The organism is Sporosarcina aquimarina (assembly GCF_033253705.1).
GTDB classification, from domain to species: domain Bacteria; phylum Bacillota; class Bacilli; order Bacillales_A; family Planococcaceae; genus Sporosarcina; species Sporosarcina aquimarina.
Genome location: NZ_JAUBDH010000004.1, coordinates 24,524 through 39,564, shown reverse-complemented (window position 1 = coordinate 39,564; position 15,041 = coordinate 24,524). Strand labels below are relative to the sequence as shown.

At 42.6% G+C, this 15,041-nt stretch carries 18 protein-coding genes; 5 read left to right on the top strand and 13 right to left on the bottom strand.

The window, feature by feature from the left end; all coding sequences use genetic code 11:
- Positions 1-327: 327 nt before the first annotated feature.
- Entirely contained in the window at positions 328-1,602 is a 1,275-nt protein-coding gene (locus tag QT716_RS07350; protein ID WP_317935418.1) for an MFS transporter, read from the top strand.
- Positions 1,603-1,707: 105 nt separating this feature from the next.
- On the opposite strand, the gene QT716_RS07345 is transcribed toward QT716_RS07350, so the two are convergent.
- Positions 1,708-2,754, bottom strand: a complete 1,047-nt coding sequence (locus QT716_RS07345) for a DmpA family aminopeptidase (protein WP_317935714.1) — start codon at positions 2,752-2,754, stop codon at positions 1,708-1,710.
- An 89-nt stretch (positions 2,755-2,843) separates the two neighbouring features.
- On the opposite strand from QT716_RS07345, the gene QT716_RS07340 reads away from it, so the two are divergent.
- Positions 2,844-3,122: a hypothetical protein gene (locus QT716_RS07340; protein ID WP_317935417.1), complete on the top strand. Its 279-nt coding sequence runs from the start codon at positions 2,844-2,846 to the stop codon at positions 3,120-3,122.
- Between the two features lie 8 nt (positions 3,123-3,130).
- On the opposite strand, the gene QT716_RS07335 is transcribed toward QT716_RS07340, so the two are convergent.
- The 8 genes from QT716_RS07335 to QT716_RS07300 form a co-directional block, all read right to left on the bottom strand.
- Positions 3,131-3,841, bottom strand: a complete 711-nt coding sequence (locus QT716_RS07335; protein WP_317935416.1) for a hypothetical protein — start codon at positions 3,839-3,841, stop codon at positions 3,131-3,133.
- 57 nt (positions 3,842-3,898) lie between these two features.
- Positions 3,899-4,678 (bottom strand): LamB/YcsF family protein, encoded by a 780-nt coding sequence (locus QT716_RS07330; protein ID WP_317935415.1) that lies wholly within the window; start codon positions 4,676-4,678, stop codon positions 3,899-3,901.
- Positions 4,666-5,691: a 5-oxoprolinase subunit C family protein gene (locus QT716_RS07325; RefSeq protein WP_317935414.1), complete on the bottom strand. Its 1,026-nt coding sequence runs from the start codon at positions 5,689-5,691 to the stop codon at positions 4,666-4,668. Before QT716_RS07325 ends, QT716_RS07330 begins: the two co-directional genes overlap by 13 nt.
- Entirely contained in the window at positions 5,688-6,389 is a 702-nt protein-coding gene (gene pxpB, locus QT716_RS07320) for a 5-oxoprolinase subunit PxpB (protein ID WP_317935413.1), read from the bottom strand. The genes QT716_RS07325 and pxpB overlap by 4 nt, the downstream gene beginning before the upstream one ends.
- A 221-nt stretch (positions 6,390-6,610) precedes the next feature.
- Positions 6,611-7,549: a carbamate kinase gene (gene arcC, locus QT716_RS07315; protein WP_317935412.1), complete on the bottom strand. Its 939-nt coding sequence runs from the start codon at positions 7,547-7,549 to the stop codon at positions 6,611-6,613.
- Positions 7,546-8,193, bottom strand: coding sequence for a DUF2877 domain-containing protein (locus tag QT716_RS07310; RefSeq protein WP_317935411.1), 648 nt, complete (start codon positions 8,191-8,193; stop codon positions 7,546-7,548). Before QT716_RS07310 ends, arcC begins: the two co-directional genes overlap by 4 nt.
- Positions 8,194-8,229: 36 nt before the next feature.
- Positions 8,230-8,466: a hypothetical protein gene (locus QT716_RS07305; protein WP_317935410.1), complete on the bottom strand. Its 237-nt coding sequence runs from the start codon at positions 8,464-8,466 to the stop codon at positions 8,230-8,232.
- The gene (locus tag QT716_RS07300; protein WP_398292757.1) at positions 8,466-9,713 is read right to left on the bottom strand and encodes a DUF1116 domain-containing protein; all 1,248 of its coding nucleotides are present in this window, start codon (positions 9,711-9,713) and stop codon (positions 8,466-8,468) included. Before QT716_RS07300 ends, QT716_RS07305 begins: the two co-directional genes overlap by 1 nt.
- Before the next feature lie 66 nt (positions 9,714-9,779).
- Between QT716_RS07300 and QT716_RS07295 the strand changes: the two genes are divergently transcribed.
- Complete coding sequence (locus QT716_RS07295; protein ID WP_317935409.1) at positions 9,780-9,974, top strand: hypothetical protein; 195 nt, start codon at positions 9,780-9,782, stop codon at positions 9,972-9,974.
- Between the two features lie 320 nt (positions 9,975-10,294).
- On the opposite strand, the gene QT716_RS07290 is transcribed toward QT716_RS07295, so the two are convergent.
- The 4 genes from QT716_RS07290 to QT716_RS07275 all read right to left on the bottom strand — a co-directional run bounded on the left by QT716_RS07290 (position 10,295) and on the right by QT716_RS07275 (position 13,690).
- Positions 10,295-11,527, bottom strand: a complete 1,233-nt coding sequence (locus QT716_RS07290; protein WP_317935408.1) for a Zn-dependent hydrolase — start codon at positions 11,525-11,527, stop codon at positions 10,295-10,297.
- 145 nt (positions 11,528-11,672) lie between these two features.
- On the bottom strand, positions 11,673-11,831 hold the full coding sequence (locus tag QT716_RS07285; RefSeq protein WP_317935407.1) for a hypothetical protein: 159 nt from the start codon (positions 11,829-11,831) through the stop codon (positions 11,673-11,675).
- The gene (locus QT716_RS07280) at positions 11,828-12,073 is read right to left on the bottom strand and encodes a glutaredoxin family protein (protein WP_317935406.1); all 246 of its coding nucleotides are present in this window, start codon (positions 12,071-12,073) and stop codon (positions 11,828-11,830) included. The genes QT716_RS07285 and QT716_RS07280 overlap by 4 nt, the downstream gene beginning before the upstream one ends.
- Before the next feature lie 363 nt (positions 12,074-12,436).
- On the bottom strand, positions 12,437-13,690 hold the full coding sequence (locus QT716_RS07275; protein WP_317935712.1) for a dicarboxylate/amino acid:cation symporter: 1,254 nt from the start codon (positions 13,688-13,690) through the stop codon (positions 12,437-12,439).
- Between the two features lie 268 nt (positions 13,691-13,958).
- Between QT716_RS07275 and QT716_RS07270 the strand changes: the two genes are divergently transcribed.
- Positions 13,959-14,387, top strand: coding sequence for a hypothetical protein (locus QT716_RS07270; RefSeq protein WP_317935405.1), 429 nt, complete (start codon positions 13,959-13,961; stop codon positions 14,385-14,387).
- Between the two features lie 15 nt (positions 14,388-14,402).
- A complete protein-coding gene (locus QT716_RS07265) occupies positions 14,403-15,041 on the top strand; it encodes a molybdopterin-dependent oxidoreductase (RefSeq protein WP_317935404.1) in 639 nt (212 codons plus the stop codon).

Here is a 15,041-nt window from a genome sequence, read left to right as displayed (position 1 = left end):
CTATCTACTCTGAAAGTTGTTGGATAGAGTCCTTTTCCTACATTTGAGTTAGTTGAACCTTAAATAATTGTATACTGAAATCAGAAGTTTTAATCTTAAATAATTACTATTGACATCTCCTTATAGTTTGCGTATGCTCGGTTTACAGTTGATTTATTTTGCAGACTCTGCTAGACGATATCTTGTAAAACCTATCACACTTACTTTGACTAACTGCATGATTGCAGTTTTTTTATGATGAGAGTACATTCTCACTAATTACGGATCGCCTTAACAGAGACTACAAATATTGATTGTAAAATCTAATATAGAAAGCAGTGGCAATGAATGGCGAAGTCCAAGAAAAAAATCCACTATGCTTGGTGGACACTCGTAGCACTATGTATTATTGTCGGTGTCGGGAAAGGTGCGCTTAATAACTCAGCGGGTCTGTTTATCCCAGAAGCTACATCAGATTTAGGAATTTCTACAGGAAATTTAACAATATACTTTAGTATTGCTTCAATAGTAACTATGATTTTCTTACCGATTGGCGGTAAAATCCTAGCAAAGTATGACACTCGTGTTGTACTGATTGCTGCAATGATTTTACAAGCCGGCGCATTCGTTGCATTCGGTTTCAGCAACTCGGTTTGGGGTTGGTATATTTTCTCTATACCGTTGGCAGTTGGTGGTGTATTCAATACAGTTATCGCCGGTCCGGTTATTGTCAATCAATGGTTTAAAAAGAAAAATGGTATGGCACTTGGACTAATTGGGGCCTCTCAGGGACTTCTTGGTGCACTAGCACAACCACTTGTCGGCCGTACAATTGCAGATGCTGGATGGCGTACAGGTTATATTTCATTAGGTATAGCAGCAATTATCATCGTTGTACCTACAATCCTGTTCCTAATCCGTAAGTCACCACAAGCCGTTGGGATTATGCCTTACGGAGCGGAAGAAGAAGCAGCTGTAGGTGCAGAACCTGTTGATACTGAAGCAGATAAAGGCATAACATTTACGATTGCAAGAAAGTCTGCTGCATTCTATTCATTATTCTTGTTCTTCTTACTCATAGTATCAATCGCAAGTTTCGCTATTCATATCCCATCCTATATTGTGTCACTTCCTGCTGGCTATGACTCGATTTTTGCTGGAAATGCAATGGCAGGGTATTTGATCGGTGTATTGTTAGGCGCGCTAGTTCTAGGATTTCTAGTCGATAAAATCGGTTCTCGGAACACAATCTATTTGGCAATGGTCTTAGCGATTGTTTCGGTGTTCGGTCTTTTGTTCGGAACAAACAGCTCTTTACTTATCATCCTTTCCACCACATTATTTGGATTTACTGTATCAAACTCTGTAGGTACGCTAGCACCAGCTCTTACAAGCAGCTTATTTGGAAGCCGTGAGTACAGCCAAATTTACTCAACTGCTTCATTAGGACTTGCAATCGCAGGGATTGTGGCGCTGCCTGCTTATGGTTATATCTTCGACATTACAAAAAGTTACAACATAGCACTCTACATTTTAATCATAATGCTAGTTTTAAATATAGTTTTAGTTACTTACGCATTTGTTGGTAAGAAGAAGCTTATTAACGAAGGTCACTGGAAGTAATTCTATAATAAGAAAAAGCTGATACAACGCTTGCGTTGTATCGGCTTTTTCTTTTCTGTACTTCAGTTTAATAGGTTAGTTAGTCGATTGTTTCACATGGAACAGTTAACTGAACGGCATCGGATAAACTGTTAACCCATTTCTACCTGTCGTCTCAACTGCCTGGGATAACGAATTTAAAATAGCTTCTTCCGTCGCTTCAGCTGTTGCTTGGAACAATTGATTCATGACAGGGTGGCTATCGCGGAGGCAGATTACTTTTTCAACCGCGTCGTTTTGATCGTGCGGGAATCTTTGTGCTGTTGAAAACGCAATGACAATATCTCCACTACCGTTACTGTAATGACTTCCTGTTCGTGCAAGACCGACACTTGCACGTTTTGCAATTCGCTTTAACTGCCGGCTATCTAGAGGTGCGTCTGTTGCTAGAACAATCATAATCGATCCATCTGCAGGCTCTGGGGCATCGGGTTGTGAAGCAGATGTCCGTTTAATATATCTATCACGAGCAAACTCTTCCCTTTTACCAAAGTTGCTCAATACTAGGCATCCTACTGAATACGAGTCGGTAGCGTCATCTAATTCAACGATACGAGAAGACGTTCCAATTCCTCCTTTGTAACCGAAACAGACCATTCCTTTTCCAGCTCCCACGGCACCTTCTGCAGACGGTTCACTGGAAGCATTTTCGATCGCCTGTATGGCGTGTTTGGATGTTACAGACAGCTCTCTAATCGAGTTAATCCGGCTGTCATTACACTCCCCCACCACAATATTGACAGTGCCTGTTGTGTCTCCAATTTCTGGTGTTTGGTCAAGTAACCATCGGAGCGCGCCTTCTGTTGCAGCTGGAACACTAAATGTATTTGTTAGCATAATCGGGGATTCCAGCACACCCAATTCGTCTAGCTGAACAAGCCCTGTAGTCTTCCCAAACCCATTTATAACGCAGCTTGCTGCAGCTAGCTTTTCTCGGAAAGGATTGCCGTTATGAGGAAGAATAGCACTCACACCTGTCGCAATGTATTCCCCATTTTGTAAAGGCTCGTCAAGAGTTACATGGCCTACGCGTATGCCTTCAATATCGGTTAAACAATTATTTTCCCCCGTTGGCAGTGTGCCAATCTGGATACCGCGGCTTCTTATTTTCATTTGTCGTTGAATCGGCATGTAAATAGCTCCAGTCTATGTATAGTCTTTTATGAATGGTTCCACACTAAGCTCTAAAAGGAGTGGTTTCCATGTTGACGGAATTCCCAACAATCCATACAAATATTTGGGATGCCTTCTGGGCAGTACCTGTTACATTTGCTGTAATTTTAATTGCAAAATGGGTGTTTCGTGTTCGCCCTACATGGCTTTCTACAGTTTCTACTGTTGTTGCCTTGACCCTGTCAATATTTATCAGTCATCCGCATAGTCTTTCAGCAGGCATCTTTATGGGTTTTTTCTATAGTGGCGCAGCAATGGGCGCGCTCTATTCAATGAAGCAATCTTATATAGCTTTTCGTACAAAGTAGAAGATCCCTCATTGCTTAAGTGGACAAAAACCACATTGCATGAGCCCCGGTACATCTTTTGAGAGACAACACGTTTTCCTCACGGTTGTATTCAATAACTCCGTTGGCTCACATCCATTTAAGTAAGTGGCAAACTTCGATTGTGACGAAATGCCTTCCCATAAGTCATCACTTTTCAAGTAATTTAAAACTGTACGTGCATCATCCGACGTCACGGGATCATTCAACATGACGTGGAATTGCCATAACCAGAAACCAAATACGTTTTCCCACAAAACATTTGGTGAGATTGCAGCCGCGGACCTTAGTGCTTCAATGACCATCTGGATTTGAAGAAGAATCTGACGAACAACTTCTCCCGCACGGTCTATGGATGCTTCCATCCAACCGTCCACAATCGGAAAAGTACTGATTGTTTGATTACCGTATTCTTGAACAGCGCCAAACTCCAGATGATCGGAGCCCCCTTGCCAGAGTTCTTCATATAGAATGTATTGGACAAGCTGCATCGCTGTAAACATTCCGTATCGGCGCATGAAAAACGAAGCGGCTACAGTTGTATTTGGACTTTTACTGACTGTCTGCAGAACTGTCAGTACATCTTTTTCTCTAGAATAGGTTGTCAACGTTGTTAATGAAAAAAGCGGGTGTTCAGGTGGTGTAGTATAGACACCATTACTATGTAATTGGCTGATTTGGTTCGCTGTAAGTGTTGTCATGCATTAAGTATAGCAAAGATTCCGTCATCGTTCATGAGTCATCACTTTTAATAAAAGTTATCGAATCTTATGGATGAAATCACCTGTTTTTGTAACAGTCACTTCTTCTTTTACGAGCTCTTCATTAAGTCGTTCTGCAAAATACAACGAACGAATATGATCACCATGAATACAAATCGTATCTGCTTGAATTTTAATTTCCTTGTGATTCTTAGTAGGCACGACCCCTGCTTTCACCATCTTTAACACTTGTCTGATCATCGCATCTTCATCTTGAATGACTGCACCCGGATGCGACCTAGGTGTAAGAGAAAGATCCGGCTCGTAAGTACGATCAGCAAATACCTCATTTGCAGTAATAAGACCCGCCGCTCCTGCTTCCAGAATAAGTTCACTACCCGCTAAGGCATATACTATTGCCTCAGGCGCAACTGCTTTGACAGCTAACGCAATAGCTCCTGCGATATTTTTATCTTTAGCTGCCATGTTATACAGAGCCCCGTGCGGTTTTACATGATGCAGCGTTGTACCCGCTGCCTTTACAAACCCTTGAAGTGCTCCAATTTGATAGATCATCAGGTCATATATCTCTCGCTCTGTTAGCTTCATTTCTCGTCTGCCAAACCCATTTAAATCAGGAAATCCTGGATGTGCGCCAATCGCAACATTATACTTACAGGCAAGATCTATCGTGTTATGCATCGTTTTCGAATCCCCCGCATGAAAACCGCAGGCAATATTCGCAGAAGTAATGAATTTCATTATTTCTGCATCATTTCCTAGCTGATAAGCACCGAAACTTTCTCCTAAGTCACAATTAATATCTACAAATAACATGATCGAATCCCTCCAGCAATTAGTTTAAGCTCAATGCCTAAACGCAGGTCGCTAATAGTTGTTTCCAGTTGTTGCAGTAATTGCTGTGCGGTATGTAAGGAAACTTCTTTAAATCGAATTGAATCCCCTGGTTTTGCTTGAGCAAGCAGCGGTAGATCCACTGAAATTACCTGAGCAATTTTCGGATAGCCCCCTGTCGTTTGCCGATCCGCCATCAAAACAATCGGTTGTCCATTTGCTGGTACTTGGACAGTGCCGAATGTGACAGCTTCCGAAAGGAGCTCTTTTGTTTCAGTTAATAGAAGTTGCGGGCCGTGCAGTCTGTAGCCCATGCGGTCTGATTGAGAATTGATCGTGTAATCAGATGATAGAAAGAAGTTCTGGCTTTGACTAGTGAATAAATCTTTTTGTCTCCCTGCTAAAACTCGAATTGAATAAGATTCCCCGACAAATGGTCGAATGAGGTGTGCAACAGACCAGGTCGTCGTACAAAAGGATTCAGTTAGTTTACCAAAAAGGCTCTCGTACATCCTTTTAGACTTTTCTCCCAACGTTTTAATAGGTAACGAATCTCCTTTTTGCAGACTTCTGCCAAGAAATCCGCCAATTGCAGCTTTTAAGTATGTAGAACTACTGTTAAGAACGCGTGGTACGTCAAATCCTCCCGCAACCGCAATTACTAGACGACTTCCTTTTTTAGCAGCACCTATTGTCAAAATAGAATTTTCTTTTACGATAACCGGCTTCCACATCGGAACTGGCATTCCATCGATTTCGGGCGTAAAATCCCCGCCGCACAAAGAAATAAGACAGGCTTCTTTGAACAATAGCGTCGGTCCTACTAACGTAACTTCTAGGACTGATTCACCTTTTGCATTTCCTACTAGAAGGTTAGCAATTCGGCTGGATACTGTATCCATTGTTCCACTTTGAATGACACCAAATTGTTGATAGCCGATTCTTCCGCTGTCTTGAATCGTATCTAACAATCCTGCCTTTACTACTTGTATCATGTTGCTCCCTCCCGATACGCATTATATTGTGCTTTTGTGATAGAGAAGAATTCAAGCCGATCACCAGCACGTAATAAGCTAGGAGGTGTCTCTTGAGGTAAGAACAACTCAACTGGCGTTTGTCCTATTAGCTGCCATCCTCCTGGAGTCTGTATGGGATAAACACCCGTCTGTCCGCCTGCTATCCCTACAGATCCGGGCGGTATACTCAGCCGGGGATTTTTCTTTCGAGGTGCAGTAATTTTAGCAGACATGCCCGTCAAAAATGGGAAACCCGGCGCAAACCCTAGCATTTGAACCGTGTAGACGCCAGCTGTATGGATTTCAATCACTTCGTCTATTGTCATGCCATTCAATTCAGCAACAATTGATAAATCCGGGCCATATTCACCACCGTATAGTACAGGAATTCTCACTGTACGCCTCTTATTTAACTCATAAGGTTCAATGTGCTTCAATAACTTATCGATTTCTGTGCACACCTTCTCATATGGATGACTCCCTTTTTTAAACCAATGTACATTATAAAAAATTGTAACGGACGTATACGAAGGTATGTACTCGATGAACCAGCCTGGTTGTTTTAAGTCCAAGACAGACGTAACGGTTCTAATCTTTTTCTCTGATTCTTCAAGATCGTCTCTTCCAAATTCCAGCACAACAGCTGTATCTCCTAATGGAGAAATGACGAATTTCATCTCATCCCCCCTTTACATGTTTTGTTAAGTATACGTGAAAATACACTGTTCAGACAATTCCTATATCATTGATCTATCCAGGATATGAAACATATTAATTCCCAAAGAAAAAAGCTGCCCCAGTATGGGACAACTTTTGGTTGATTATTATTCAGTTACCGGTTTTACGTCGTCAACGTTGGCTAGTGTCTGCGAGACTTTAGCCAATACCATCCAGTAGTTTACTTTTTAATTTGTGTTCCCGCTTTCCCTTCAACTGCAAGGTCCGCTTGTCCTAGTGAACAAATAATTGCACGTCCACCCATTTCAGCAAATTTCATAGCGGCTTCTACTTTTGGCCCCATACTGCCTGCAGAAAACTGACCTTCGTCCGCATACCTTTTTGCTTCTTCAAGTGTAATTGTTCCAAGCGCTTTTTGATCGGGCTTACCATAATTTACAAATACGTTATCGACATCAGTTAAGATCATAAGTACATCCGCTTTAGCCTCTTTAGCTAATCGGAATGCGCTGCGGTCCTTATCGATAACTGCTTCAATTCCTGTTAAACTACCATCTTCTTCACGTACGACTGGAATCCCGCCGCCACCTGAAGCAATTACGATGATTTTGTTATCCGTCAGCATTTTAATCGTTTCTGAGCTAAGGATAGACTTCGGATTTGGTGAAGCAACAACGCGTCTCCAACCACGACCCGCGTCCTCTTTTACGTCCCATCCTTTTTCTTCAGCTAGTTGTTTCGCTTCTTCTTCAGAATAGAAAACACCGATTGGCTTAGATGGATCTTTAAATGCAGGATCGTTACGATCTACTTCTGTTTGCGTCAGCATGCTGACTACCTGATTGTCGAGACCCAACTTATTAAGTTCATTCTTTAAAGTTTGTTCCATCATGTACCCGATGAATCCTTGTGATTCTGCGCTGCAAACGTCTAATGGAAGTGCAGGAACAACATCTTTAGCTTCTTCGTTTTGACGAAGAATGTTGCCTACTTGTGGGCCATTACCATGTGTAACAATGACTTCATGACCGTTCTTGACAATTTTTGCGATGATTTCAGTACTGATTCGTACGTTTTCACGCTGATTCTCATACGTCGCTTCCTGTTTTGGTTGCAGGATTGCGTTGCCCCCAAGTGCAATTACTACTTTTTCTGTCATTCTAGTTTCCTCCTTCGCGCTAATAAGCCGAGTAACATGCCAAAGATTGTATCGATGCCAGAACTGTGTCCCATATCGAGCAATTCCAAAAGCAGTGGTTTTAGCATATAAATATCTGGCTTCTGTGTCAATGCTGAAGATAAGCCTACAACAGATGAGCTAAACTTCCCTTGTATTGCATACAGCAAATACTCTTTTCCAATGTCTGTTGTCAGTGATTCGCTTTGTAAAAGGAGCTTTATGGTTTCGATAAATGTTTCCGACACAACTCCTGTCGCTGCATGAATCGCAAGCAGGCCGACTAAATGGTCATCTCCTGAAGGAGTTAACCCTTTACCGCGACCTAACAAGTATCTTAGTTCAGTTTCAATTGCAGCCGCACCAGATGTATCCAACACAGTTAATAGTTTTTCTATATGTTGTCCGACCGAGTCAACAAATGTGCCCTTTTCTAAGTACGTTACTAAAAAAGATTCGATGTCTATATGCAGACCTGTAATACGGGGTTCTGTTAACAGCACAGAAACAAGCATTGCCAGGTTATCCGAAACTTCCTGACTGGTCATTTCATGACTGAATAGCTCCCATGAAAAAGGAACAGCATTTTCAAGAGAAATAAAAGGAACTCCGTTATCAAACGTCAAGCAAAGTTCAGCAGGATTCCAAGAGACATCAGTCTCTTACTTAATCACTTCCAATAACTCTTGCAGCTGATTCTGAGCTAGATGGATTCCGAATGGCAATTGGCCATTTTTAGTCGTACCGATGAAAAACAGTTTTTTGCCCATTCGAATGTTAACTCCATTTTGAAAAACACTGTGAACGCGGCCCGCTGGTTGCCGAGTCAGCAGCAGAGGAATATTTTGCTCATATCCCTCTGCTTGCAAAATCGTCCCTTCTGCAGACGGGCGTTCCATTAAATTAATCCTAGCTTCACGGCATATGCTTCGATTGCTTTTTCAAAACATTCTTTAGGTGCACGAACTGTACCGGCACCTACTTGACCCATTCCCGCTTTCTTATTTGCAATACCTGTATTGATAATTGGTTCGATACCTGTTTCAACAACTTTGCGAGCATCGATTCCAAGACAAGCACCTTGGAAATCCCAAGTAGGAATTGTAAAGTTACTATTTTGAGAAACACAGATTTCCGTCATTTCATTACTAGTTGCGAGAGCATCATCAAAACCGCCAGCTCCGACGAAACGAGTTACACCTGGAGCCGCGATCATTGCCATACCGCCGACACCGAACGTTTCAGTAATTGCACTGTCTCCAATATCCGGATTGGCATCATCTTGAGAAAATCCAGTGAAGAACAAGCCCTGTGGTGTATTTACAGGCGCTGTAAACCACTCATCTCCCATGCCGCTTATGCGGATACCAAAGTCTTTACCATTATGGCACATGGCCGTAACGACTGTACCATCCTGAATAGTACGTGCTCCGTCCATGACAGCTTTACCTGTTGCCATTGCGATGTTAAGGAAGAATTGGTCTGTGTCAGCCAAAAACTGAATGACATCTTTACAATCTTTCGCATCCATATCCAATTGAACGATATATGGGCTGATTTCTTTCAAGAAAATTAATGAAGCTGCAATATTACGCTGGTGGAATTCGTCACCCATTGTAATGGCTTTCGCAATAATAACGTTTAAGTTTAAGCCGTCTTCAGTAAGCGCAAGCGCTTTTGAGATTGTAGGCCCAAGAATATCCTGCATCCACTTCAAACGATCAATTACTTCTTGTGAATTTGCACCAAAACGAAGAACTTTACCAATTCCTTCGTTCATAATGCAATAGGCTTCGTTGCCTTCTGTACGATTTTCAACAACGAATACAGGCATATTTGCAGACGTGATTCCGCCCATTGGACCTACCGCATTTACGTGGTGGCAAGGAATGAACTTCACTTCTCCGCCAGCAAGCTGTTTTTCAGCCTCTTCTTCTGAAGATGCCCATCCTTCATAAATTGCCGCACCGATACAAGAACCCTGCATCGGACCTGTCATGTCATTCCACTCGATAGGCGGACCTGCATGCAGGATTACTTTACCTTCGTTAAGTTCTTTAATTTTTTCTTTCGCCGGAACAACATCCACTAGGAATGGTGCGGATCCGGTAATTTTATCGATAACCGCTTTGTTTGCTTCATCCATTGACTTGTTGTAATCGATCCGGGTGCCTTCACTAGTGCCGACCTATTCAGAGCCAATATTTCAGGAATGATGAAAGAATTAAACAATGTAAAACCAGCGCCTGGGTTTGACCAGGTTTTATATCCAGGACAGAATACAACGCTTCAGGAACAAGAATCTTTGAAAAACGGTGTGGAGATTGTCGACGACATCCTTGAGTATTTACGAAGTGATGTTGTGCACAACAACCAGTACGACCACAAAGATCCCTTTGCAAAATAATCCAGATAGTCCGCTTCCCGCGGGCTATTTTTTTTGTACACTTTTGTTGTCGATTATATTAGGAGGGTTGTCGATTATATTAGGAGGGTTGTCGTTCATCTGGAGGGAATTCTCAATCACTCTTGCGGTTTTCTCCGACACATTGGGCGGATTCCCCGACACTTCAGTAAGTTTGCCAATAACGGGACACAATTCAACCTAGTTAAAAGACTTTTGAGCTGTGTTCCGTGGATTTTAAGAAGGGCAAACTGTCTCCACCTACTGCTTTATAATAAAAAACATGACGAGACAACTTCTGTCCCGCCACGCTGGCTGCCCGCTTATACAATTTCGGCTTGTCTTAACATGAACGCACGCATCACTTCTGCACCTTCCATCAACTCTTCCATCGAAGTGTATTCAGCAGGGTTGTGACTCAGCCCCTCTTTAGAAGGGACAAAGATCATTCCCGTCGGGCAAAACGCCGCCATATTCATAGCATCATGGCCTGCACCGCTAGGCATTTCAAGCCACTTCACCCCACGTTCTTCACACACTTCCTGAAACTCTTTCACCACACCGCTATCCATTTGCACGGGGTCTTCACTCGAAATCGGCTCCATCCATATATCTAAACCACGTGTCTCAGCAACATCTTGAACAGCTTCTTCAAGTGCACTGACGACACGCTGCCGGGACTCTATGTTAGTACCACGAATATCGACATCCATTTCTGAAGCACTCGGTACGACATTCATCGCACCCGGTTGAATAGAGAAGACTCCGACCGTTCCGACAGTCCCATATTTTAGTTCAGCTAAAGCAGCTTGCTCAACTGCTAAAGCGATTTCTGCCCCGCCGAGAAGAGCGTCATGACGATAATCCATCGGAGTCGTGCCCGAGTGGTCGGCTGTCCCTCCCACATGAACGTGGAATCGAACAGGCGCAGCGATTGCAGAAACAACGCCGATTGCCGCCTGTTGTCTTTCTAATACCGGTCCTTGCTCAATGTGCAATTCAACAAATGCTTTGAATTCATCTTGAAACCGCATAGCTAAATGGACTTCTTCTAAATCCAAGCCGTTTTCTTCAAATGCTTGCATTAAAGTAATTCCATTTTTGTCGGTTAAGGACCGTGTATATGCCGGATCTAATCGCCCTGACATTGCTTTACTTCCAAGGGTTGACGCACCAAAACGTGATGATTCTTCACAAGCGAAAATAATCACTTCCAATGGGTGCTTCGTTTCAATATTTTCATCTGCAAGAGAACGCATTACTTCCAGTCCGACGAGTACACCCGCCGTCCCGTCAAACTCCCCTGCTGCGTAAACCGAATCGATGTGGGAACCTGTCGCCACTACAGGTAACTCTGGGTTCGATCCTTCTCGCCGTGCGATGACATTCCCTGCGTAATCAGTTCGCACAACTAAGCCCGCTTTTTCAAATTGACGGATCATGTATTCACGTGCGTTCCGCTCTGTTTCTGTATACGCAAGCCGATTGATGCCTTCGCCCTCGTCTGTAAACTTCGCTAGTTCTTCAAATGACTGACGCAATCGATCCAGCTTCATGGCCACTCCCCTTTTCGTATAAGTGCATGATGTGAATGAATTCACAAAAAATTCATTCACTCCTTTAGTAAAGTATCGCAAGTTCAAGAAAAAAAATCAAACCGGCAATCCCTTTTCACGCTAGGGAAAAGGGATTGCCGGTTTGTTAGTTCATCCATTCTATAATCACAAGAAAAACACCAGTTGCAAATAGTGCTGCGTGTCCAATGCAAAACTTTGGAAAGATTTTTTGTGTCATTTCTTTTTCCACGTCTGTTTCAATCGAACATGTCATATAGCGGAATTTGTTAATAAAACGTTTCACTGAGATTCTCCGCGCAGCGCTTTTTGAACGCCCTCAGGGTCAAATCCTAAAATCCAAACGTCATTCAATTTGGTTTGAGGCACCCCCATCTGTCCAGTCGTTTTCACAAGATGTTTTCCTGCTTCTGGATCTCGTGAAACATTAATTGTTTCATAAGTTATTTTTTGTTCCTCCAAATAATTGGTCATCATCGTGCAATAAGGGCACGTAGAAGATACATAAACAGTCGCTTGAGATGTCATAATATACACTCCTTATGATGTGATTGACTTCATCATATACCCCTAATGGTATTAAATCAATCTTTCAGCTTTCTAGTAACTACTTCCGTTACGAACTTATCCCGTCCAGCCTCTATTCCTGCAACTGTCATGACAATATATACCCCGACAAGAACCATTAAAGGTACTTTCCAATTTCCTGTGACCTAATAGAGTAATCCAACGAGTTAAGTACCTGTGAAAGTACAATGTTCTGTCATTTGTAACTAACATTCATTAGTTCCAGATGGTCCCATTCAACTAGGTTACTTATACAAAAGGCAGTAAACAAAGACATCTATCTGTCCTTGTCTACTGCCTTTACTAATCTATATGCGGCTATTTTTAAGAATGTACTGCTGTTTCTTCTTGTTCTTTTGATGTACTCTTTCGTTTTTCAGTCCGACTGATAAGTGTGGTTCCTACAAGGTCACCCGTAACGTTCAGTGCTGTAGCACCCATGCCGATTAAAGCATCAATTGATGTCAGCAAAGCGACCGCTTCAATAGGCAAACCGAGTTGTACAAAAACTGTCGCAATCATAACAATCCCTGCACCAGGAACGCCTGCAGTGCCAATGGAAGCTAGTGTCCCGATCAAAACAACCAATAACATATCAGTCAACGACAGAGGATTACCGGATATATTTGCAGCAAAAACGGCAGATACTGCGATCCGTATCGCAGCACCATCCATATTGATGGTAGCGCCGAGCGGTAAACTGAATCCATACAAACTGCGCGGCAAACCTAAATCATGTGCTGCCGTTAACGAAAGTGGCAATGCACCTGCACTGCTTTGCGTAACGAATGCTGTTGCAACCGGAGTCCGAGCGTGCTTGAAAAACGTGAGCGGATTCACTTTAAACAGCAACATCGCAACAACGTATAATACGATTTGCGCAAGCAAGGCCGCGTATAGCACGCCAATCATGCCTCCTAAGGAAAGGAGCGTGTCCACACCTTGGCTTCCTACTGTTTTCGCCATAATGGCAAACACACCAATTGGGACATATTGCAAAATTCCTTTTAGGATGAATAATGATGCTTCATTCAATGCACTGACCGTTTTCATCAGATGATTGCCTAGCTCATTCAACCCTTCTGAACTGCGCATTGCAGAAATGGCAATCCCGAAAACGAGTGCAGTAAAAATGATCCCAAGCAAGTTCATTTCCGTAAAGGCCGTGACAATATTTGATGGAACAATATTCAATAATACATGGACGATACCAGGATTGTCCGGCACATCGAATGACTCATTACCATCCAACTTCATGCCTGACCCTGGCTGGAACAGTGTGGCAACTGCGAGTCCCACGGTAATCGCGATTGCAGAACTGACCGTGTAATAGATGAATACTTTACCGCCCATGCGGCCAAGGTTTGATATTGTCGTTTGATTTACACCGACGATGAGTGTAAAGAGAATTAGTGGAATGATTAAAAACGTCAGAAGACGAATCAATAAATCACCAAGTGGCGCAAGCACAGTTGCTTGCTCTCCCATCAGCAATCCAACCACTATTCCGAGTATTAATGCTATCGTTATTTTAAGAATTAAAGACGCGTTCGCATATCGGTTCCAGAGCGCTTTCATGTATTTCGGCATCCCCTTTTCTTCATATTTCTGATTAATTCCTATCTGCTTACTAGGGAATATAATAGTCTACAATAATGCACCATATAAAGGTTGTCAACGTCTCTGTTTTGACAACGCATCGTTTAGTACTATTTATTCCCCATCAAGCTAGTATTTACACTAATCCTCTTCATTCTCTTCATTAGTTATTGGAATTGTTGTTTTATTCCATACAAGGAGTGGTAGTTTACTAATCCCTACATCTTTAAAAGGGAGTGAATATGAATTGCCTTCAAAACTTGAACAGCTTTTTTCTGAAATCCATCAAGAAAACAAACGATCGATTGCTGCTATCGGCTCATTTAGGCATCCGCTTTTACAACTTCTGAAAAAAGCTCTTGAAGACCAGGACAGCGCACTTAACTCTTTGTCGGAGATATTACCAACACAATCCCCGCTGCCCCTTTCGGCTTTTAAAAAAGAGTGTACTCATATTTACCATGCAAACGAAGTTGCTATGCCTTTTTACGAATCCTGGGCTCGCGCGGTAGATTGGATTCCTGACGAATCAACTCAAATCAAACAAGATCTCGGCCAATCTATGAATAAGATGCATTCCAAATTGGAGACAGTCGCTCAAATTCTCGAACAGACTTACGGTCATATGGAAGTGAAGTATGTAGTACCAACCTTTTATCTACCTATAACGAACTAAGGAGGCTAAAAATTTATGTCCTGGCAAGAGGAACGAATCGATCAGAACCTCTACAGTCAAGGTGAACCGGATAAGTGGGTATACAGCACGTGCAACATCTGTTCTGTCGGATGTGGGTGCTATATAGCTGTGAAAGACGAACAAATTGTAGGAATCAAAGGAAATGGGGAGCATCCAACGAACCGTGGCAGACTGGGCCCTAAACGGGAAAATCAATGGCAGGCGAACCAAGCACCTGACCGGCTAACTTCTCCTATGATTCGGAATGCTCAAGGGTTACTCGAAAAAGCCACGTGGGACCAAGCATTTGAATTGATTGTAAAAAAGAGTAAACAATCTATGAAAGAGCTCGGTCCTAATAGCATAAGTATTTACTCGACGGGACAAGGATTCCTAGAAGACTATTATACGACCGCTAAAATAGGCCGTGCTGGATTACAAACCCATCTGCTTGATGCAAATACAAGGCTATGTACAGCCACGACCGAGTTTTGTCTGTTGCAATCATTTGGTGCAGACGGTACGCCCGCTTCATCTGATGACATCGATGAGACGGATACGCTTATGCTATTTGGCCATAACGCGGCGGAAACTGGAACAGTCCTATTTGAGCGTATTATGGATCGAAAAAAAGGACAGGCAAGCCATATATAA